General features: G+C 73.0%; 18 protein-coding genes and 1 pseudogene. 12 read left to right on the forward strand and 7 right to left on the reverse strand.

The genetic code is table 11. The features are described 5' to 3' along the window. Window positions 1–264 precede the first annotated feature (264 nt). The gene (locus ACIG0D_RS25620; protein ID WP_399805165.1) at window positions 265–1971 is read left to right on the forward strand and encodes a carboxylesterase/lipase family protein; all 1707 of its coding nucleotides are present in this window, start codon (window positions 265–267) and stop codon (window positions 1969–1971) included. Here the strand turns inward: ACIG0D_RS25620 and ACIG0D_RS25625 are convergent. Together ACIG0D_RS25625 and ACIG0D_RS25630 are read right to left on the reverse strand one after the other, a co-directional pair. After that, the gene (locus ACIG0D_RS25625; RefSeq protein ID WP_399805167.1) at window positions 1853–2095 is read right to left on the reverse strand and encodes a hypothetical protein; all 243 of its coding nucleotides are present in this window, start codon (window positions 2093–2095) and stop codon (window positions 1853–1855) included. The genes ACIG0D_RS25620 and ACIG0D_RS25625 overlap by 119 nt on opposite strands. 36 nt (window positions 2096–2131) lie before the next feature. Next, window positions 2132–2344: a hypothetical protein gene (locus tag ACIG0D_RS25630; RefSeq protein WP_399805169.1), complete on the reverse strand. Its 213-nt coding sequence runs from the start codon at window positions 2342–2344 to the stop codon at window positions 2132–2134. A gap of 202 nt (window positions 2345–2546) precedes the next feature. Here ACIG0D_RS25630 and ACIG0D_RS25635 point away from each other — a divergent pair, with 202 nt between their 5' ends. Continuing rightward, window positions 2547–5261 (forward strand): hypothetical protein, encoded by a 2715-nt coding sequence (locus ACIG0D_RS25635; RefSeq protein ID WP_399805172.1) that lies wholly within the window; start codon window positions 2547–2549, stop codon window positions 5259–5261. Between the two features lie 229 nt (window positions 5262–5490). Here the strand turns inward: ACIG0D_RS25635 and mmuM are convergent, their stop codons facing one another. Next, the gene (mmuM, locus tag ACIG0D_RS25640; RefSeq protein ID WP_399805175.1) at window positions 5491–6435 is read right to left on the reverse strand and encodes a homocysteine S-methyltransferase; all 945 of its coding nucleotides are present in this window, start codon (window positions 6433–6435) and stop codon (window positions 5491–5493) included. Between the two features lie 227 nt (window positions 6436–6662). Between mmuM and ACIG0D_RS25645 the strand changes: the two genes are divergently transcribed. After that, the gene (locus ACIG0D_RS25645) at window positions 6663–7790 is read left to right on the forward strand and encodes a family 43 glycosylhydrolase (protein WP_399805178.1); all 1128 of its coding nucleotides are present in this window, start codon (window positions 6663–6665) and stop codon (window positions 7788–7790) included. Window position 7791: 1 nt separating this feature from the next. Beyond that, the gene (locus ACIG0D_RS25650; protein ID WP_399805180.1) at window positions 7792–9204 is read left to right on the forward strand and encodes an RICIN domain-containing protein; all 1413 of its coding nucleotides are present in this window, start codon (window positions 7792–7794) and stop codon (window positions 9202–9204) included. A gap of 30 nt (window positions 9205–9234) precedes the next feature. Here the strand turns inward: ACIG0D_RS25650 and ACIG0D_RS25655 are convergent, their stop codons facing one another. Further along, window positions 9235–10941, reverse strand: coding sequence for a rhamnogalacturonan lyase B N-terminal domain-containing protein (locus ACIG0D_RS25655; protein WP_399805183.1), 1707 nt, complete (start codon window positions 10939–10941; stop codon window positions 9235–9237). Window positions 10942–11131: 190 nt separating this feature from the next. On the opposite strand from ACIG0D_RS25655, the gene ACIG0D_RS25660 reads away from it, so the two are divergent. The 6 genes from ACIG0D_RS25660 (at window position 11132) to ACIG0D_RS25685 (ending at window position 16754) form a co-directional block, all read left to right on the forward strand. Then, on the forward strand, window positions 11132–12220 hold the full coding sequence (locus tag ACIG0D_RS25660; RefSeq protein WP_399805185.1) for a rhamnogalacturonan acetylesterase: 1089 nt from the start codon (window positions 11132–11134) through the stop codon (window positions 12218–12220). Window positions 12221–12249: 29 nt separating this feature from the next. Next, on the forward strand, window positions 12250–12447 hold the full coding sequence (locus tag ACIG0D_RS25665) for a hypothetical protein (RefSeq protein ID WP_399805188.1): 198 nt from the start codon (window positions 12250–12252) through the stop codon (window positions 12445–12447). 191 nt (window positions 12448–12638) lie between these two features. Next, a complete protein-coding gene (locus ACIG0D_RS25670; RefSeq protein WP_399805191.1) occupies window positions 12639–13493 on the forward strand; it encodes an endonuclease/exonuclease/phosphatase family protein in 855 nt (284 codons plus the stop codon). Window positions 13494–13544: 51 nt separating this feature from the next. After that, window positions 13545–15236 (forward strand): DUF2264 domain-containing protein, encoded by a 1692-nt coding sequence (locus tag ACIG0D_RS25675; protein ID WP_399805194.1) that lies wholly within the window; start codon window positions 13545–13547, stop codon window positions 15234–15236. A gap of 62 nt (window positions 15237–15298) precedes the next feature. Beyond that, the gene (locus ACIG0D_RS25680) at window positions 15299–15820 is read left to right on the forward strand and encodes a hypothetical protein (RefSeq protein ID WP_399805197.1); all 522 of its coding nucleotides are present in this window, start codon (window positions 15299–15301) and stop codon (window positions 15818–15820) included. Between the two features lie 109 nt (window positions 15821–15929). Beyond that, on the forward strand, window positions 15930–16754 hold the full coding sequence (locus tag ACIG0D_RS25685) for an isocitrate lyase/phosphoenolpyruvate mutase family protein (RefSeq protein WP_399805200.1): 825 nt from the start codon (window positions 15930–15932) through the stop codon (window positions 16752–16754). Here the strand turns inward: ACIG0D_RS25685 and ACIG0D_RS25690 are convergent. Genes ACIG0D_RS25690 through ACIG0D_RS25700 form a run of 3 tightly spaced genes read right to left on the reverse strand, consistent with a single transcriptional unit; the run spans window position 16676 to window position 19747 of the window. Continuing rightward, the gene (locus tag ACIG0D_RS25690; RefSeq protein WP_399805202.1) at window positions 16676–17473 is read right to left on the reverse strand and encodes an alpha/beta fold hydrolase; all 798 of its coding nucleotides are present in this window, start codon (window positions 17471–17473) and stop codon (window positions 16676–16678) included. The genes ACIG0D_RS25685 and ACIG0D_RS25690 overlap by 79 nt on opposite strands. Continuing rightward, the gene (locus ACIG0D_RS25695; RefSeq protein WP_399805205.1) at window positions 17466–18065 is read right to left on the reverse strand and encodes a TetR-like C-terminal domain-containing protein; all 600 of its coding nucleotides are present in this window, start codon (window positions 18063–18065) and stop codon (window positions 17466–17468) included. Before ACIG0D_RS25695 ends, ACIG0D_RS25690 begins: the two co-directional genes overlap by 8 nt. Before the next feature lie 47 nt (window positions 18066–18112). Beyond that, the gene (locus tag ACIG0D_RS25700) at window positions 18113–19747 is read right to left on the reverse strand and encodes a hypothetical protein (protein ID WP_399805208.1); all 1635 of its coding nucleotides are present in this window, start codon (window positions 19745–19747) and stop codon (window positions 18113–18115) included. Window positions 19748–19997: 250 nt separating this feature from the next. Between ACIG0D_RS25700 and ACIG0D_RS25705 the strand changes: the two genes are divergently transcribed. Beyond that, the gene (locus ACIG0D_RS25705; protein ID WP_399805297.1) at window positions 19998–20399 is read left to right on the forward strand and encodes a hypothetical protein; all 402 of its coding nucleotides are present in this window, start codon (window positions 19998–20000) and stop codon (window positions 20397–20399) included. A 48-nt stretch (window positions 20400–20447) separates the two neighbouring features. Next, window positions 20448–20997 (forward strand): annotated as a pseudogene (locus ACIG0D_RS25710) (transposase); the annotation flags it as partial. Window positions 20998–21019: the final 22 nt, after the last annotated feature.

Below are 21019 nucleotides of genomic sequence, written 5' to 3' on the forward strand. Positions count from 1 at the left end.
GCGAACACGCGGGACTGAAACGTTTCTCGAAAGCGCCTTCTACCGTAGGTCCGCTGTACGGCGAGGGGCAATCGCCCGGACGGGGCGGGGCGTCCGCACGGGCTCCCCCGGAATAGATCCACTCGATGCGATGCTCTGGTGGGAGCGGAGCGTCAGCGGACGAGGAGCTGGTGGCGGATGGCGGCAGCGGACGGGACGGGAGACCGGGCAGGGGACCGGACGGGAGACCGGGCAGGGGACCGGGCCGGAGACCGGAAGGGCCCCGTGGTCCACACGCCGTACGGGGCCGTACGCGGCGCTTACGAGGACGGCGTCGCGGTCTTCCGGGGAATCCCCTACGCGGCGCCCCCCTTCGGCCCGAACCGCTTCCGGCCGCCCGTCCCGCCCGAGCCCTGGCACGGCGTCCGGGACGCCCTCACCTTCGGGCCCACCCCGCCGAAACCGCCGTACTCCGAGGCCTTCGCCCAGTACCTGTCCGACCCGGTGGTGCCCGGCGACGATTGCCTGAACCTCAACGTGTGGACGCCCGAACCGGGCCCCGGAGCCCGGCTCCCGGTCCTGGTATGGCTGCACGGCGGGGCGCTGACCAGGGGCTCATCAGGCGTACTCGTGTACGACGGACGTACGTTCGCACGGGATGGCGTGGTCTGCGTGTCCATCAACTACCGGCTGGGCGTCGAGGGCTACGGACTGTTCCCGGACGCCCCCGCCAACGCCGGCCTGCGCGACCAGCTCGCCGCGCTGCGCTGGGTGCGCGAGGCGATCGAGGCCTTCGGCGGCGACCCGGACCGCATCACCCTGGCCGGGCAGTCCGCCGGCGCCATCAGCATCGGCGCCCTGGTGGCAGCCCCGCAGGCCCAGGGCCTCTTCCGGCGAGCCGTGCTGCAGAGCGGGGCGCCCGAGGCCGCCGACCGGGACAAGGTACGGCGCATGGTGCGCCGGATGGCCGCCCGGCTGAGGATCCCCGCCACCGCCGAGGCGTTCGCCGCCGTCGACCGCGAGCTGCTGCTGCGCACCCAGGCCGAGGTCGGCCGGCTCAGCAGCCCCGTCCTCGGCGGGCCCGCCTTCGGGATCGTCGTCGACGGCGACCTGGTGCCCCGCGACCCGCTGCAGGCGCTGGTCGACGGCGAGGCCGCGCCCGGCGCGGAACTGCTCATGGGCTGGACCCGCGACGAGTACCGCCTCTGGCTGGTCCCCGGCGGCCTGCTGGAGCGCGTCGACCGGCTCGGCGCCGTCGCCCTCGCCGGTGCCATGGCCCGCTGCCACGCCGGCCACGAGGTACCCCGCGGCTACCGAGCCCTGCGCCCCGACGCCGGCACCGCCGAGATCGTCGGCCAGATGGTCACCGACCACCTGCTGCGCCGCCCGCTGCACCGCCTGGCCGACGCCCGCCCCGGCACTTCGTACGTCTACGAGTTCGCCTGGCCCTCCCGGCTGCCCGGCCTCGGCGCCTGCCACGCCCTGGAACTCGGCTTCGTCTTCGACAGCGGCGACGTCCCCGAGTCGGCCAAGCTGGCCGGCCAGGGCGCCCCGCAGGAGCTGGCCGACCAGATGCACCAGGCCTGGGTGCGGTTCGTCACCGACGGGGACCCAGGCTGGGAGCCGTGGAACACCGCCCACCCGGTGCGGATCTTCGGCGAGACCACCGAGCCAGGGACGGACGGCACTCGCCAGGCGGTCCGCGCGGCGCTGACAGCCGGGGAACCACTCACGGCCGCGGAGCCGATCGCAGGCACGCAACCGATTACGGGCACGGTCATGGAATCGGCGGGCCGTTCCCCCGCGCTCCGCGCGCCCTACACGGCGTACGGTCCGCGGGACGCCGAGCTGGCGTTGTGGGCCGCCGCCGACGTCATCGCTCGGGAACCCACACCCGCGTCGGGCCCGGCTCCCGATTCGCCCACGCGTCGTACGGAACTGCGGTCAGCGGTACGGCGGCTCCGTCGCTCCGCTGGCGTCCGTCGGCACTGATCACCCGCACCCCGCCCAGCAGCTCCGGCTCCGCCCGTACGGTGCGACCGGCCCCGCGGGAAGTCTCACCAGCCGCGCCGACCTGCGCCGCTCGCCGAAGGCGCGGCGAGCGGCACCGAGTCACGGCTTCCGCCGCGCCGCCCGACGGCAGCCCTGGCTCTCAGCGCAGCAGGAGGCGGCGCACCGCACGCAGCGCATCCCGCACGGTGTCCAGCAGCAGGACCAGGACCCGGTGGGCCGCCTCGCGGCGGTGCCGGTGGTGCGACCACACAGCGGGCAGCACCACTCCGGCGAAGAGCAGCAGCAGGGCGAGGAGGAACAGGGTACCGAGCGGCGTGAGGAACTCGGCGGCGTGGACGAAGACTTCGGGCATGCGGACTCCCGTGTTCGAGGGACGAGGGGGGACTCTGCCCGCGCCGGGTGGCGCGGTGGTCCCAACCTCTCCGTCCCGCACGGCGTTTCGCGACCGTCCTGGACGACCTGGCCGTCCGGCGGCCGAAGTGCCAGGTGGGCGGCCTAGACTTCCTGGGCGTCCAGTGGCGCGCACTGGACGATGTGGACGCGCGGGGGACCAAGTGACCGACGAGGTGCGCCAGGAGAGCGTGCAGAACGCACACGATGCCTTTCTCGCTCGGCTGCGCCGGCTTGGAGAGCTGCACGGGCGCGTGCGGCGGGGCGGGCAGCCGAGCCTCAACGTGCTGGCCAAGGCGGCGGGAGTCGGGTCGAAGACCACCGTCGGGGAGTGGCTGAAGGGAAACCGCCTCCCGCAGCATCTCCCGGACCTGCTCGGCGTGGTCAGGGCCCTGCACGTCGCGGCGCAGGAGCAGTGGGGGGAAGTGCCCGGCCCGGACCGCGATCTGCTCGATCCCGACGCCTGGCACAGCCTGCACGCGGCGGTGGTCCGCGACCAGGCCCGCGCCACGGGGGAGGCGGTCCGGGCCGAACGCCTCGGCCGGACCTGGGACCAGCACGAGGCGCAGCGGCGGCTCGCCGGCCTGCCCGACCGACCACGGCCGGTTGCCGCCTGGCATCCGCGCAACCTGGGCGTGCACCCCGCGATCTCCGGCGCGCCCGGTCCCGTGGACGGCGACTGCGGGTTCGTGCTGCCCACCTACGTACCCCGGGACCACGACCGGCGGCTGCGTGCCTTCCTCGAACGCGCGGCGCGGGACGGGGACGCGGTGTTCGTCCTCGTCCAGGGCGAATCCTGCACGGGCAAGACCCGCACCGCGTACGAGGCGGTCCGTACCTGCTTGCCGGAGTGGGAACTCGCCTTCCCCAAAGGCTCCGAGAGCCTCCTCGCGCTCCTCGCCGCGGAGGCCGTGGGCCCGCGCACCGTGCTGTGGCTGGACGAGGCGCAGGACTTCCTGATGGGGGAGCGCGGTGAGGAGGTGGCCCGGCAGCTGCGCCGGCTGCTGGAGAGGCCCGGACCCGTGGTGGTGCTCGCGACCATGTGGCAGGACCACCGCCGCACGCTGGTCACCCGGCCCACCGCCACCGCCACCGCCGCCGCCCCCGCCCGCGACCCGCATCCGCACGCCCGCGCGCTGCTCACCCTGGCGGACTCCGTACACGTCTCCGCGGCCTTCCCGCCTGACGCGGTCGCGCGGCTGCGCACCACGCGCGACGCCGCCCTGGCCACGGCCGCCCACACGAGTCGGGACGGCACGCTCGCCCAGACTCTCGCCGCGGCCCCGGAACTCGTCGCCTTCCACGAGACGTCCGACACCGTCCCGGCCTGCTATGGCAAGGCCGTCGTCACTGCCGCGATGGACGCCCGGCGCCTCGGCCACGGCCCGGAACTGTCCGACGCCCTTCTGCGGGCGGCCGCCCCCGCCTACCTGAGCGAGGCCCAGCGCACCGCCGCCGGACCCGACTGGTTCGCCCAGGCCCTGGCCCACGCCGGGACCAGGGTCAAGGGCGTCGTCGCACTCCTGGGCGAGGTGCCCGACGCGGGCGGCATGGGCGCGCGGCCGGACGTGCGCAGGCTGGCCGACTACCTCGACCATCACGGCCGTACGGCCCGCGCCTACGTCTGCCCCGGCGCAGCCTTCTGGGAAGCGGTCGCGCGGGGCGCGGGCAGCGCCCTCGACCTGCAAGAGCTGGCCGACTCGGCGTACCGCAGGGGCCGTTACGCCGTCGCCGACGACCTCCGGCGGCGGGCCGCCGAGCGGGGGTACGCACCCGCCTGGACCGAGATGGCGTACTTCCGGGAGGACCGCGGCTGCCGTGCGGAAGCCGTCGAACTCCTCTGGAAGGGCCATGCCGCGGGTGACACCGGCGCCCTGACGACGCTCGCGCACTGGTATCTGGAGGACGGGAACCGGGACGCGGCGCTCCGGCTGGTCCCGGAGATCGAGCGCACCGGCGACCCGCAGGCCCTGCTCAGCCTCGCGCAGACCCCCGAACTGGTCGGCGGCGACGCCGAAGCGGAACGCCTCGCCCGCGCCGCGGCGGCTCTCGGCGACGCGGAGGCACTGACCTTCCTGGGCCGGCGCCGCATGCTCGGCGGAGACGGGGCGGCGGCCGAGGAGCTGTTCCGCCGGGCCGTATCCGCGGGGGACCCCGCCGCCGCCTTCGAGCTGGCGCGTATGAAGCTCGCGGACGAAGGGGACGTGGCGGCGAGCGTGGCTGCGGCCCGACAGGCCGCCGAACTGGGGGACTTCTTCACCATGGGGATGATGGCCCAGCTCGTCATCTCCATCGACCCCGCCGAGGGCCGGCGCATGGCGCGGCTGGCCGCCGATCTCGGCGGAGTGAGCCCCGCGCAGACGGTGCGCCTGTCGGCCTGGGAGAACATGGTCCGCCAGCAGGGCCTCGCCGTTCTGGCGGACCATGCCGAGCGGACGCAGGGGGACGGTGCGGGCGAGGCGGTGCTGCGGGCCGCCGCCGACGCCGGCGACCTCCACGTCATGACGTGGCTCGCCCACCGCGAGCGGCAGTTCGGCGACCCGGCCGAGGCGGAGGCCCTGTACCGGGCCGCGGCCGAGGGCGGTTACGCGCCGGCGCTGCTGTCCCTCGCCTGGCAGCGCCACGAGGCCGGCGACGACGAGGAGGCCGAACGGCTGTGCCGCACGGCGGTCGACGCGGGCGAGCCGCGAGCCGTGGGCGCCCTGGCCCAGCTGTGGGAGAAGACCGGGGACCGGGACGGGGCGGGCCGCTTGGTCCTGTACGGCCTGAACCCGGACGGCACCCCCACGACCCCATGGCTCCCTCTCCGCGAGGGCCACGAACCGGCCATGGGCCACTACGCCGTCAAGGGCTGGATCGAGGTGCGCCGCGCTGACTGAGGAGACCGGCGCGCGGCGTGCCGCCGTTGTCGGAGCTGTGGTGGGGGTGCGGGTCCGCTGTTGACGGGGCTGCCCTGCGGTGGGGGCCCGCTGCTGACCGCGGCTGCCACGCTCGTGCGCCCGCCGCTGACCGGGCTGCCGTGCCAGTACGCCCCGCCGCTGACCCGCTCATCCGGCTGCCGCGTCCCTACGTCCCGCCCGTGGCCTCGGTCCGCACGGAACGTCGGGGCTACGTTGTCAACGTCGCCGCGATCGATGTGATCGCCTCCGGGCCCACCCGGCAGCAGCCGCCGATCAGCCGTGCTCCGGCGTCGCGCCAGCCGAGGACCTGGCCGGCGGTGAAGGTGGTCCGGCCGTTCCAGGCGCGGGCCTCGGCGTCCCAGGCCTCGCCGCTGTTCGGGTAGGCGACGACCGGCTTGCCGGTCACCCGGGCCGCCGTCGCCACGGCCGCGTCCACGTCCTGCGGGGCGCAGCAGTTGACGCCCACCGCGATGATCTCGTCCACGTCCGCGGCGAGCGCGAACGCCTCCTCCAGAGGCTGACCGGCCCGCGTGTGTCCGCCGTCGACGGTGTACGACAGCCAGGCCGGCACCCCCAGCCCGCGCACCGCCCGCAGCAGCGCCGCCGCCTCGTCGGCGTCCGGCACCGTCTCCAGCGCCAGCACGTCGGGTGCCGCGGCGGCCAGCACCTCCATACGCGGCCGGTGGAACCGCTCCAGCTCGTCGACGGAGAGCCCGTAACGGCCCCGGTACTCCGACCCGTCCGCCGGCATCGCCCCGTACGGTCCGACCGACGCCGCGACCCACAGCGGCCGGGTGACACCTCCGGCGCGCGCCCGACGGGCCGCCTCGCGGGCCGACTCGACGCTGAGCGCGAGGAGTTCGGCCGTCCGCCGCCGGTCGATGCCGCGCCGGGCGAAGCCCTCGAAGGTGGCCTGGTAGCTGGCTGTGATCGCCACGTCCGCGCCCGCCCGGAAGTAGGCGAGGTGCGCCTCGGTGACCGCCTCGGGCCGCTCGGCGAGCAGCCGCGCGGACCACAGGTCGTCGCCGAGGTCGTGCCCGGCGGACTCCAGCTGGTTGGACATGCCGCCGTCGAGTACGACGGTCCCGGCGGCGAGCGCGTCCGCGAGCGCGGGGGAGGGCGGCGGGGGTGGGGCGGGGGTGTCGCTGGTCATGTCACGACGCTAGTCGATGGCGGCGGTGACGGTCGTGGTCGCGGTCCCGGCGGCACGCGGGGCAGCGGTGTGCCGAGCGGCGACGGGGTGCGCGAACCGGCTTTTCAGTTCGGACCCGTTGACCTCCCTCTGGCACGCCCTTACCTTGTGCGCGTTCGGAATGGCAGATGGCGTCCGAGATTTCGAACCACTTGATGGATTGATCGAGCGACCGAGAGGCAGTCCGCATGAGCCGCGCCGACGACCTTCCCTCCACCTCCCGCCCAGATCCCCACCGCCGACTCGTCCTGAAGGGCGCCGCCCTCGCCGCGGGCGCCCTGGCCGCCGCACCGGCCGTCGCGTCGGCGGCCTCCGCCGCCCCCGCCCCGCAGGCCGCCCCGGCCGGCGCTCCCCGGAAAGCAGCCCCGTACGTGAACCCCCTGGTCCTCAACCGCGCCGACCCGCACATCAACCGGCACACCGACGGCTTCTACTACTTCACCGCCACCGCCCCCGAGTACGACCGGATCGTCCTGCGCCGCTCGCGCACCCTGAACGGGCTGTCGACGGCGGCCGAGTCCGTCATCTGGCGGGCCCACCCCACCGGCGACATGGGCGCGCACATCTGGGCGCCGGAACTGCACCACGTGGACGGCAAGTGGTACGTCTACTTCGCCGCCGCCCCGGCCGAGGACGTCTGGCGGATCCGCATCTGGGTGCTGGAGAATTCCCACCCCAATCCCTTCCGCGGCACCTGGGTGGAGAAGGGGCAGATCAAGACCGCCTGGGAGACCTTCTCCCTCGACGCCACCACCTTCACCCACCGCGGCACCCGCTACCTCGCCTGGGCCCAGCACGAGCCCGGCATGGACAACAACACCGCGGTGTGGCTGTCGAGGATGGCGAACCCGTGGACCCTGACCGGCCCCCAGATACGCCTCACGACGCCCGAGTACGACTGGGAGTGCGTCGGCTTCAAGGTCAACGAAGGCCCGTACGTCCTCCAGCGCAACGGCCGCGTCTTCATGACCTACTCCGCGAGCGCCACCGACCATCACTACTGCGTCGGCCTGCTGACCGCCGACGCCGACAGCGATCTGATGGACCCGGCGAGCTGGTCGAAGTCCCCGACCCCGGTCTTCACCAGCAACGACACCACCAAGCAGTACGGCCCCGGCCACAACTGCTTCACCGTCGCCGAGGACGGCCGTACCGACGTCCTCGTCTACCACGCACGCCAGTACAAGGAGATCACGGGCGACCCGCTGAACGACCCCAACCGCCACACCCGCATCCAGAAGCTCGGCTGGAAGCCCGACGGCACCCCGGACTTCGGCGTCCCGGTCGCCGACACAACGGCACGGGCGGAGGCTTGAGATGAGACGTGCGTACGCGCTCCTCCTCACCCTCTGTCTCATCCTGCTCGGCGCCCTCGCCACCGCCGGCCCCGCCCAGGCCGCGCCGCAGACGATCGCCAACGGGACCCGGTTCACCGACACCGCGGGCAACCCGGTGCACGCCCACGGCGGCGGGATCATCAAGGTCGGCTCGTACTACTACTGGTTCGGCGAGCACCGCAACGCCGACAACACCTTCCGCTACGTCGACGCCTACCGCTCCACCGACCTGAAGACCTGGGAGTTCAGGAACCATGTCCTGACCCAGGCCACCCACCCCGAACTGGCCGTCGCCAACATCGAGCGGCCCAAGGTGATGTACAACGCGTCCACCGGGAAGTTCGTGATGTGGATGCACAAGGAGAACGGCACCGACTACAGCGAGGCCCGCGCCGCCGTGGCCGTCTCCGACACCGTGGACGGGAACTACACCTGGCGGGGCAGCTTCCGGCCGCTCGGACAGCACATGTCCCGGGACATCACGGTCTTCACCGACACCGACGGCACCGGCTACATGGTCTCCGCCGCCCGCGAGAACTACGACCTGCACATCTACCGGCTCACCGCCGACTACACGGGCGTCGCGAGCCTGGTCGCCAACCCGTGGCCGGGCGGCCACCGCGAGGCCCCCGCCCTGTTCAAGCGCAACGGCGTCTACTTCATGCTGACCTCCGGCGCGACCGGCTGGAACCCCAACCAGCAGCGGTACGCCACGGCGACGAGCCTCGCCGGCCCCTGGTCGGCCATGGCCGACGTGGGCGACGCGACCGCCTACGGATCGCAGACCGCGTACGTGCTGGCGGTGCAGGGAACCTCGGCCACCTCCTACCTCTACCTGGGCGACCGCTGGGGCAACTCCTTCGGCGGCACGGTCAACGACTCCCGCTACGTCTGGCTGCCGCTGGCCTTCCCGACCCCGACCACGATGTCCATGTCCTGGACACCGGAGGTCACCGTCGACACGGCCGCCGGGACGGTCACCGGCACCGGCGCCACGTACCACACGCTCGTCGCCCGGCACTCCGGGCGGTGCGCGGACGTCACCAGCCAGTCCCAGTGGGCGGGCGCCCAGCTCAAGCAGTACGACTGCAACGGCGGCGGCAACCAGAAGTTCTGGTTCAGACCCCTCGGCGGCGGCTACCACCAGCTGGTGGCCCGCCACAGCTCCCTGTGCCTGCGCGAGAACGCGAGCACGGTGACGCAGGAGACCTGCGACGCCTCGTCGACCGCCCAGCAGTGGTCGCTCACCACCACCGGCTCCTACGTCAACGTCAAGTCCCGTGCCACCGGCGAGTGCCTGGACGTGAACGGCGCGTCCACCGCCGACTCCGCCGCGATCATCACGTACACCTGCAACGGCGGAACGAACCAGCAGTGGACGCGCGCCATCTGACGGATCGTCGGAGGACGTCTCCGGGCCTCCTCAGGCGAGCAGGTCGATGGCGTCGATCGCCGTGCCGGCGCTGAGATAGGAGGTGGTCCCCGAACCGCTCACCACGTTGATCCTCAGCGTGTTGTACCGGCTGGTGTCCGTGAGCCAGGCGCTCGCCGGGATGCTATAGGTGAAGGTGTGGTTGTTCCCCCGGTACGAGCCGTTGGTCAGCGACCGCGTGCTCGGCTGGGCGGGCGGGGAGGGGATCGGCGACGTCCAGATGTCGTTGACGACGATCTGCGGGCGGCCGTTCGCGTAGGCCGTCGTCGTGCCGATCCGCAGGGTGTGCGCGGCGGCGGCCTGGGCCGCGGTCAGCCGGAAGTGGACGACGATCCCGCTGTTGACGTCCTTCCACAGATAGCAGGGGAAGTCCGAGGTCTCCGTGCCGCTGCCGATGACGACGTTGCCGGTCCACGGGGCGGCCCGCACGTCCGACGGATGCGCGTACGTCATCAGCTCCGCGTTCTTCAGCCCCTTCGGCGTGCCGGTCCACTCCCCGATGCGCCAGATCACGCGGGCGTTGGCGGGGTCGTTGGACGACGGGACGGCAAGGGTGTCGAGGGTCGTCGTCGACCCGGCGGACACCGTCACCTGGGTGCTGTGGACGGCGAGTTCGTCCTTGTAGACGGTCAGCGTGTACGTCCCCGGCAGCACACCCCCGATGGAGAAGTAGCCGTCCGCCGCCCGCGCCGGACCCCAGTACTGCGCCGCCGCGTTGGCCAGCCCCACCGTGTACGGGTACGCCGTGTCCCGCCCGGTGATCCCCACCCCGGCCACCCGGCCGCGCCCGCTCGCGCCGACGTAGCCCGGAATGCCGAGGGAGTCCGCCCACGGGGTGGTCAGCGTCCCCGGGGACAGCGACGGCGAGGGCGCGCCGCCGTCCGTGAAGGCGATGACGTACGGCCCCTGCAGGCCGAAGCGCTGGGCCTCCGTCTGGTTCTGGCCGTAGTACAGGATCTCGTACAGGCCGCCGCCGTCGGCGCTCTGGTGGCGCAGCAGGGAGCGGTAGAACGGGCCACCGGAGGCCTTCTCGTGGTTGCTGCGCACGATCCACAGGCCCACGGTGCCGGTGGTCCAGCCGATGTGGTCGTAGTCCATGACCCGCAGCTTCGAGTAGTGCTTGGAGCGGGTCTGGCCGTCGGGTTTGGCGAAGACGTCCGAGGCCTCGATGGCGGCGGGCGCGTAGGTGTAGGAGTCGGGTTCGTCGTTGAGGAACAGCCCCGCGCGCACGCGCAGGATGAACCGGGTCGCGGAGACCGAGTCGTCGGCCTTGTCGGTCCACAGGTAGATGTTGTTCTCGCCGCTGCGGGCCGCGTAGTGGTGCCGCAGCGTGCCGTACGCGACGGAGATCAGGATCGTCGGGCCGGACTGCCGGATCGTCACCGTGGAACTGCCGAGGCCGGACTCGATGTGCGAGTTCCGGCCGCCGTAGCCCTGGTACTCCGTGCCCCGGTAGACGAGGGAGGTGAGATCGCCGTTCGTCTTGCCGACCTTGAAGACCAGGTCGGCGCCGGTGTCGACGACGTAGGCGCCGCCGTCGTCCCGCCAGCCGAAGGCGGCGGCGGAGCCGAAGGGGGCGGACTGGGCGGCGTGGGCGGAGGGGGCCGGCGGGCCGCCGAGCGCCGCCGTGCCGACGGTGGCCGCGGCGGCGAGGACGAAGGCGCGGCGTCCGACGGGCGGGTGCGCGGATCCGGACATGGGGGTGCCTCCTTCGGGAGGTGTGCGGGTGCGGGTGACTGGCAGGGTGACAGTTGAATCGATTTCCGGAAAGGGCTTTCACAGGGTGAGAGTCGGTGGGCGCAGGAAACGATGCACAGGGCTAGAAAGCGCTTGCCAAACGCGGTACGGTCCACGGCCAGACCACGTCGTCGTGATCGAGGAGCCGGGAATGAGACGTTTCAGTATGGCCGCGCTGGTGGCGGTCACCCTGGGCACGGCGCTGTCAGCCGCCCCCGCCCACGCGGCCGGTGGGGCAGCCGACGGTGGGCCGCGTCCGCTCGGCATCGAGAACTGCGCCGCCGGCACCTGCCACTTCGACGTCCCGCCCGGCACGTACGACGTGAAGGTCCTCCTCGGCGGGGAGAGCGCGTCCAGCACCCGCATCACCGGCGAGACCCGGCGCGCCCTGCTCCCCGAGACCACCGCCCCCGCCGGTGAACGCGTCGCCCGCAGCTTCACGGTGGACGTCCGCACCCCCGAGGGCGAGCCGACCGGCCCGGCCGGCTCCGCGGGCCTGGACCTCGTCATCGGCGGCTCGGCGCCCGCACTCGCCGACATCCGCGTCACGCCCGCGCGGCACGCCCGGCAGATCTTCCTGATCGGCGACTCCACGGTCTGCGACCAGCCCGGCGACCCGTACGCCGGCTGGGGCCAGCAGCTTCCGCAGTACCTCCGCAGGGGCCTGTCCGTCGCCAACCACGCCGACTCCGGCGAGAGCACGGTCACCTACCGGCGGAACCCGCAGCTGTGGGCCACCGTCCAGCCGCGCGTCCGCCCCGGCGACCTCGTCCTCGTCCAGCTCGCCCACAACGACAAGACCACCGACGGGCCCACCTACCGGGCCAACCTCGAAGCCCTGGTGGACGGCGTCCGCGCGGTGGGCGGCGAGCCCGTCCTCGTCACCCCGATCGTCCGCCGCTGGTTCAGTCCCGACGGCACCCTGAACAACCCCACAGCCCTCCTGGTCAACGGCCTCGGCGTCGACCACCCGGCCGTCATCCGCGCGGTCGCCGCCGACCGGGACGTACCCCTGATCGACCTCACGGCGAAGACGAAGGCGGTGGTGGAGTCCCTGGGTGCCGAGGGGTCCAAGTCCCTGTATCTCTACAACGAGAAACGCGACAACACCCACACCTCGGTGCACGGCGCCACGGTCTACGCGGGCCTGGTCCGCGACGAGCTCCTCGCGCAGCACTTGGTGCCGAAGGGGCTGGTCCGGGCGGTCCCGACCGGGGAAGCAGTCGCGCTCCGGTCGTGACCCGAATGGATCAAGGTCGTTAGCAGACCATGAACAACACCAAGCGCGTCATCGCCGCCGTCTCTCTCGGGGCCGCACTCCTCGGAGCCCTCGCGTCTCCCTCCGGGGCCGTTCCCGACCCCGTGGCCACCGTGGACTGCGCCGTCCAGGAAGTCACCGGGCTCGTCGACCTCGCCCACCCCGGAGTGCCCGCCGAGGTCCCCGGAGCCGCCTGCCTGGCCCCCTGAACCCACCCGTCCCGACGACAGTGCGGCGGGGCCGCGCGGCAGCACCGTGCCGGGCGGCCCCTCGTCGTCTCCGCACGGCCGTCTCCGCACGGTCACGGTGCCGTCGTCGCCGAGCGCGTGTGTCGGCGACACCTTCGTGCCATAGCCTCGACCACGGAGATGCCGGACGCACGGTCCACTTCGGGGAGGCGATGGTGCTCAGTCGGGGCGCGGGTTGGCTCGTGGGGGCCTTGGTCCTGGCCTGCGTGGTGGTCGTCGGACCCAGCGCGCCGGGCGGCTTCTTCGCCGGGTCGCCGCCCGAGGAGGACGTCCGGGACGTGGTGCCGAACCGGGTCATGACGTGGAACATCTGCAACCCGTGCGAGGAGAGCGACCAGGACCAGGCGGCGGAGATCGCGAGGTACGCGCCGCAGGTCGTCGGCTTGCAGGAGGCGTGTGTACGGGATGTCGAGCGGATCCGGGACCATCTGGAGAGGTCCTACGGGCTGGTCTACCACGTCGAGTACGGGGCGGTGCTGCGGAACTGGGGCCGCTGCGGAGGAGTGCCGTGGCGGCCGGGGGAGTACGGCCAGGCCATGCTCTCGGCGGCACCGATGACCGACGTCGTCGACGAGGAGTATCCCGACGGGGGATCCGAGGACCGCGGGTACATGGCGGTCACCACCACGGTGGGCGGCCAGTCCGTGCGGGTCTTCAACACCCACCTCGCCGAACGCCGTCAGGAGGCGGTCCGGGCGGAGCAGGCCCGCGTTCTCGCCGCGGAAGTCGCCCGGCACGACCGCGCGATCGTCCTCGGCGACTTCAACGCCGTACCGTACGCCCCGGAACTCGACGACATGTGGGCCCTGGCCGAGGACGCGGACCCCCAGTGCCATCCCACGGCCGGCGGCGACTGCGAGGTCACCACCGACTGGCACAGCAAGTTCGACTACGTCTTCCTGCGTGGCATCGTCCCGCGCGAGCACCACGTCCGTCCGAGCCGGTACTCGGACCACCATCTGCTGTACACCGACCTGCGCGGCGCCCAGGAGCAGCGGGCCTCGTGACCGCGCCGGTCGTCACCACGCGGGCCGTCACCGTCGGAGGAACGAGGACCCATGCAGTTGCCGCCCGAGGACCGCACCCTCAGCCCGTACACCGGCTGCACCCGCGCCCACTGGGAGGCGGCGGCCGACCACCTGCTCGCGGCCGTGGAGCCGTACGCCACCGAGGACTTCGCGCTCTACCACCTCCCCGGTGACCGGGTCAGCTGGTCGGGCCGGCTCTCCGACGGCCTGGAGGGATACGCCCGTACGCTCCTGCTGGCGGCGTTCCGCCGGGACGAGACCGCGTTGCAGCGCTACGCCGACGGACTCGCCGCCGGGACCGCGGGCGCCTGGCCGCGCGTCGAGAGCCGTACGCAGCCGCTGGTCGAGGCGGCGTCGATCGCGCTCGCGCTGCGGCTGACCCGGCCCCTGCTGTGGGACCGGCTGGACGATACGGTGCGGCAGCGCGCGGCGGACTGGCTCATGGACGCGGTCGACGCGGAGGCGTGGCCGTGCAACTGGGAGCTGTTCCCGGTGACCGTCGGCGGGTTCCTGGAGGAGATCGGCCACGAGACGGCGGCGTCCCGGGTCGCGATCGACCGCGGTCTGGAGCGGATCGAGAAGTGGTACCTCGGCGACGGCTGGTACACGGACGGCGACGGCCGGAAGTTCGACTACTACAACGGCTGGGCGATGCACCTGTATCCGGTGCTGCACGCCTGGCTGGCCGGTGACCGCGAACTGCTGGCGGTGTACGGCGGGCGGTTGTCCGAGCACCTCGCCGACTACGCCCGCCTCTTCGGCGCCGACGGCGCGCCGCTCCACCAGGGGCGCTCCCTCACCTACCGCTTCGCCACCACGGCCCCCCTCTGGCTCGGCGCCCTCACCGGCCACACCCCGCTCCCGCCCGGCGAGACCCGCCGGCTCGCCTCAGGCGCGCTGCGGTACTTCCTCGACCGGGGCGCGGTCGACGAACGCGGCCTGCTCACCCTCGGCTGGCACGGCCCCGACCCGTCCGTCCTCCAGGGCTACTCCGGTCCGGCCTCGCCCTACTGGGCGAGCAAGGGCTTCCTCGGCCTGCTGCTGCCCCCGGAGCACCCCGTCTGGACGGCCGCCGAGGAGCAGGGCCCGGTCGAACGGGAGGACGCCGTCACCCCGCTCGGGCCGCCCAACTGGCTGCTCCAGTCGACGCGTTCGGACGGCGTGGTCCGCCTCCACAACCACGGCAGCGAGGACGTCCGCTACGACCCGCACTACACCCGCCTCGCCTACTCGACCGTGACCCGGCCCGACCCGACCCACGACAACAGCGTGATCGTGGGCGGTGACGCGAGCCGCACGGACATCGTCCCCCTGGGCGTGGGCGACGGCTGGGCCGCCTCCCGGCACACGGCGGGCGGCGGAGCCCGGGTCACCAGCGTCGTGCTCGCGCACGGCGCCACCGAGGTGCGGGCCCACCTTGTGACGGGCGCCGCGCCCGGCACGCCGGTCCGGGTCACCGGCTGGGCGGCCGGGGACGGCGTACGGGCCGAACTGCTCCCCGCGCTCGGTCTCTCCGACACCCTCACGGGCGCCACCGGCGACGCTGCCACCCTCTTCGTCGCCCTCGCCCGCCTCACCGGCGAGGCGGACCCCGCACCGCTCGCCGACACGGTGACCGTGCGCGCGGCCGGCGGTCCCGGGGAGCTGGAGGTCCGCTGGAGCGAGGGGACCGGGAGGCGGGTGCGGCTGACCGCCGACGGGGTCGACGTCATCCCGCTCTGAGCCCGTCGCCGGACCTGGCCCGGGCCCGATGTCAGTGCCCTTCTCTAAGGTGGATCTCCGAGGTGGCACCGATCTCGCGGGATGTCACAGGAGGAGGGAGCGGGGCCATGGGCGCCAGTGGGTGGGAGTACGTCACTCCGTACGAGGGCACGGTCGAGAAGTCCCTGGAGGCTCTGCACGCACAGGTCTTCCAGGAGCTCTACGGCGACGACGACACCTACCAGGACCTCGAAGAGCTCTGGGACGATGAGGAGTTCATGGGCGAGGAGGGGACTCACTCGATCCTGGACATCGATCGCGTCGTCCACACCACCGCCGCCCCGTCGCCGAACGACATCCGGGACTACGGGACGCTGCGTCCACTGGCGCACGAGCGAGTCCTGCACCACTTCGGCACCGATCGCCCCACGCCCGGCCGGTTCGAGGAACTGGTCGCCCAGGGACGCGCGACCATCGGAAGATCGCCCGACCGCACGGAGAGGCTGCTCGATGAGTGCCGCATGCGGTGGACCGGCGTGTACGTTCTCCTGTACACCGACGACCAGCCCACCCACCTGGGGATATTCGGGTTCTCGGGCGACTGAGCCGCATGCCGGCCCGGGAGGAGTGCCGGCCCGCGACCCGGTCGGGGTGAGCGGGCTGCGCGTGGACGTTTCGGTGGGTGCCGAACGGAGTGGCGCCTACGGTTCCCGTATGACCACCTTCACCGAGCTCCACCGCGCCGGGGACCCCCTGATCCTGCCCACCGCCTGGGACCACGCATCGGCCCGGCTGCTCGCCGCGCGGAGGTTCCCCGCGATCGGTACGACCAGTCTCGGTGTCGCGGCGGCGGCCGGGCTGCCGGACGGGGCGGCGGCGACGCGGGAGGAGACCCTGCGGCTGGCGCTCGCGCTCGGGACGGAGCCGTTTCTGCTGTCGGTGGACGCGGAGGGCGGGTTCGGTGACGACCCGGAGGAAGTCGGGGAGTTCGCGCGGGAGCTGGCGGCCGTGGGGGCGGTGGGGATCAATCTGGAGGACGGGCTCGGGTCGGCCGCCCGGCACGCCGAGAAGATCGCGGCCGTGAAGGCGGCGGCACCCGGCCTCTTCGTCAACGCCCGCACGGACACGTACTGGCTGGGTGACGGGGAGGGCACCCGGTCTCGCCTGGAGGCCTACCGGCAGGCCGGCGCCGACGGGCTGTTCGTGCCCGGTCTCACCGACCCCGCCGAGATCGCCGCCCTGGTCCGCGACTTCGACGGCATTCCCCTCAACGTGCTGTACACACCCGACGGGCCGGCCGTCGCCCACCTCGCCGATCTCGGCGTACGCCGGATCAGCCTCGGCTCGCTGCTGTACCGGCGGGCGCTCGGCGCGGCCGTGGACGCGCTCGCGGACATCCGCGCGGGACGTCGGCCCGGTGGCTCGGCGCCGTCGTACGGGGAGGTGCGGGCGCTGAGCGGTCAGAGCGGTGCCGGGGCCTCGAAGATTTCCGTGAGCCGGTCGGCGAACGCGACCGGGTGCTCCAGCGCCCCGAGGTGACCGCCGGGCAGCTCGGCGAACCCGCTTCCGGCGCGGCGGGCGAGGAACTCGGCCGTGCGGTGGAGGAGTCGGCCGCGTGAGGTCTCGCCCGCCGCCAGGGTGAGCCGGGGGGTGGGGGACGGGGGCGTCGGCAGGTCGGGGACGTAGGAGGTGAACGGGACCAGGACGTGTGCCAGGAACAGGGCCAGGGGGCTGGTCGGTTCCTCGGTGGGGGAGAGGGGGCGGCCTTCCGGCAGCGCGTCCGGTGCGCGCTCCTCCAGTACGGCCGTGAGCCGGGCCGCGGCCGCCGCCGGGCCCGCGGCGCGGTAGGTGTCGTACACCTCCCGGAACGCCGCGCGCTGCCGCGCCCCGTCGGGCAGCACGGTCACGCACGGCGGCTCGTGGGCGACGACGTGCCGCAGCCGCCGGGGGTGGCGGGCGAGCAGGTCGAGTGCGGCGACGGCGCCGGAGCTGGTGCCGAGGACGTACGCGGACTCGCCGTCGGGCAGCACCGCGTCCAGGACCTCCCGGGCGCCGTCGCTCCACGCCTCGACCCGCTGGTCGGGGACGGGCCGGCCGAGCCGTCCGTGGGCGAGGCCGAGCGGGTCGTAGGTCACCACCGTGAAGCATTCGGCGAGCCGTTGGGTCAGCGGGCCGAGGCCCATCGGGTGCCCGGCGCCGCCGGGGAGGACGAGCAGGACGGGCCCCTCGCCGCATATGTCGTGGTCGTGGTCACTCATGGGCGTCGGTCCGCTCCTCGCGGGGCCAGTGGGTCAGGGCGGTGTGCAGGGCGTCGACGGCGCGGTTCCAGGACCGCTGTACGTCACGGGGCGCGCCGAAGGCGCCGGACGCCTCCAGGGCGCAGTAGCCGTGGAAGGTGCTGCGCAGCAGGCGGACGGCGTCCGTGAGGTCGGGTTCCTCCAGGCCGTAGGGGCGCAGCAGGCCGTAGATGACCTCGGCGGTGCGGCGCGGGGCGGGGGAGGCGGCGACGAGGGCCGGGTCGACCTGGTCGAGGCGGATGCGGGTGGCCGCGTACCGGCCGGGGTGTTCCAGGGCGTACGCCCGGTAGGCGTCGGCGAAGGCGGTCAGCGCCTCCCGGCCGGTCCGGCCGGCGACCGCCGCGGCGATCCGGTCGATCATCTCCCCGCCGGCCAGCAGCGCGACCCGGGTGCGCAGGTCCTGGAGGTTCCTGACGTGGGAGTAGAGGCTCGCGTCCTTCACGCCGAAGTGCCGGGCCAGTGCCGACAGGGTGACGTTGTCGAAGCCGACCTCGTCGGCGAGGTCGGCGGCGGCCGCCGTGAGCCGGTCGGCGGTGAGCCCTGCCCGCGCCATGACGACCACCTCCAGGAACCCAGGGGCTGGAGCATAACCTAATACCCCTAGGTTCGGTCGGCGGGGCAGTTCCTCCCCTGCGCGGCGGTGAGGGTCACGTCCTCGGCCCTGACCCGCAGGGCGTGCCGGGCGGAGTCGGTGCCCCGGGCCGCGTCCGGGTCCCAGAGCCAGACGACGTCGCCGCTCGCCTGGAAGGCGAGGAGCGGATGCCCGGTGGGGACGGGGCCGTTGAGGACCGGGATCTCGTCGGCCATGGGCGTGACGCAGACGAGTTCGCCCTGGATCCCGAAGTAGGCGGCGGGGCGCCTCCCCGCGGCGGCGTCCTCCATCGTCCGGGTGGCGGCCTTGTCGACGTCGCCGAGCGCCAGGCCCGCCACCGTGAGGACGACGATCAGCACCTCCAGCGGCAGCAGCCAGCGCAGCAGACCGCCCGCGCCCGTCAGCCAGTTGATGTGCCGGGCCCAGCCGGCCAGCGCGATCAGGACCAGCACGCAGGCCACGGCCACGCCGAGCGGTCTGAGGGCGACCGCGTACTGCCAGTAGAAGGCGACATGGACCGTGTCGGCCGGTATGCCGAAGAAGTCCTCCAGGTACACGGCGTGCAGGAACGACCCCGCCCACGGCAGCACGAACGGCACCGGAGCCGCCAGGACCGGCAGGAACCACTGCACGTTCCGGCTGAACCACGAGTCGCTGAGGGCGTACCACAGGCCGAACAGGGTGAACCCGATCAGCAGCGTGACGCCGAGCCAGCGCAACTGGGTGGACAGGCTGCCGGGCTGGGCCCCCGCCCAGAAGTAGGCGATGACGCACGTGGACCCGACGAAGAACACCCCGCACCCGAGGCGGACGAGCCACGGACGGGGCTCGTTCCCCGTCATCCAGCGGCCCACCGGCCAGCAGATCGAGGCCGGGGCCGCCAGGGCCAGGAACCGCCAGGGCGTGGTGAGCACGGCGAGGGTGATCCCGCACGCGAAGCCGACCAGCAGGGCCGCGCCGACCGGTACGAACACCAGCAGCCGGCCCTGCCGGTCGTCGGACCGGTCGCGCGGCCGCGGCCCGATCGACCTGCGGATGTCGTGCCGTTCCGGGTCGAACGGAACACCGCCGAGGCGGCGCCCCCGCAACTCCTCGAGTGCCTGCGCCCGTTGCTCCTCCGAGTACGTGCCGCGCAGATGCAGGGTGTGGTGCAGGTCCCAGCCGCCGACGGCGATCCAGTGCTCGGCGAGCCACCGCAGAATCGGGCCCGTGCCCTCCGGCACCTTGCGGTGGACGTGGTAGGTGGTGCTGGGCCCCTCCGGTCTCGGCGGGACCAGCTGGGCCTCGCGCACCCACGCGTCGATCTTCCGCCGCGCGGCGAGCGACCGGACCTGCTCGGAGGCGGTCGACCGGGCCGTCCACCGGGAGCTGCGCAGCGGAACCTCGACGATCAGCCCCGCGTAACCGTCGTGCGGGGTGACCCCGTCGCGTTCCTCCACCGGTCTGACGCCCCAGCCCTGGGCGCCGAACACGCCGCGCGCCAGCTCCAGTTCGTCCGGATCGTCGAGCACCTCGACGACCAGGCGCACCCGCCGGTTGAACGGCCCCAGCGCGGCCGGCGGGGACGCGGAGCCCTCGCCCGGGTCCGAGGGTTCGGACGGTTCCGGGCGCGGACGCACGACTGCGGTGAAGAGGTTCGCCATCCTGACCTCTGTGCGACGACTGGTGGTGATCGGGAACGCTTCCGATGATGGCAGCCGGGTCTGACATCGGCCCCGGCTCGGGAGGAGCCGTCAGCCCCCGGTTCGGAAGGAGCTGTCGGCCCCGGCTCGGGAGGAGCCACCGGCTCCCGGCTCCCGACCCCGGCTCCCGGAAGGAAGAACCCCCGCCGACGTGCCTAAGGGTTGTCCCGTAACCGGTGTGGCGGTTGGTGCGTTGAGTGGGCATGGGTGGGTGATTCCAGCGGATGATCCGAAGTGGATCGAGCCGTTCTCCGGGCTGTCCGAGATGCAGTCCGCCAGGCTGGTGGCACTGGTGCGGCGCCGTGGCGGGGTCACTGCATCTGTGTCCCTGATCGGACTGATGCTGAACCGCCAGACCGAGCGCCGGCTAGCTCAGGAACAGGCTGATCAGCAGCGCCAGCTCAGGCTGGATGCAGCGATGCGGGCCGGACAGCTCGTCTCTCCCGCCGACTCGGGAGCCGCGCACCCGGCAGGCATGGCCTCAGGACTGCTGGCGCTCACCAAACTCGACAATGCCGACCTCGCCGTGGCGCTCCTCGTCGACCTGTGGGCCGAGGAAGGTGAGGAGGCCAGGAGCCGTCCACCGCGCTCGGCCAGTGCAGGGACTGGCTGACATTGAGCTCAAGGAATGGGCCCCATCTTGCAGAGCTCGCCGCCGCGCGTCGGCCTCGTCCTGGACCAGATCGCCATCGACGGGTCGATCACCAAAGCACCCGGAGGCGGAGAAGCCGCCGGACGCTCACCGGTCGACCGAGGCAAAACAGGGCCTGAAGCGCTCAGGTATGACGGACGGTTATGGAATCCCACTGGGCCGCATCCTGGCCGGAGCCAACAGCCATGACTCGCCGCTGCTCGCACCGACCCTGGATCTGTTGGACGACCTCGGCCCACTGCCAGACGACATCGCCGTGCACCTGGACGCCGGCTATGACTCGGGCAAAACCCGCACCACCCTCGACCAACGCGGACTACGAGGCCGGATCGCGCACAAGGGCGAGAAGGCCCCTGTCCAAGCCACCCAGCGCTGGCACGTAGAACGCATCCACGCCTGGCAGAACGCCTTCCACCGGCTCGCACGCTGCTACGAACGCCGCACCGGTGTCATCAACGCCTTTTTCGACTTCGCCGCTGCCATCATCACCCTACGCAGCCTCATCCGTCGCGCCCGGACCACCCACCGCTGGGACGACCGGCCCACCAGGCGACCATGACCCCCGCCCGTCCGCGCGAGTT

This window comes from Streptomyces sp. NPDC052773 (assembly GCF_044547145.1).
Classification (GTDB): Bacteria; Actinomycetota; Actinomycetes; order Streptomycetales; family Streptomycetaceae; genus Streptomyces.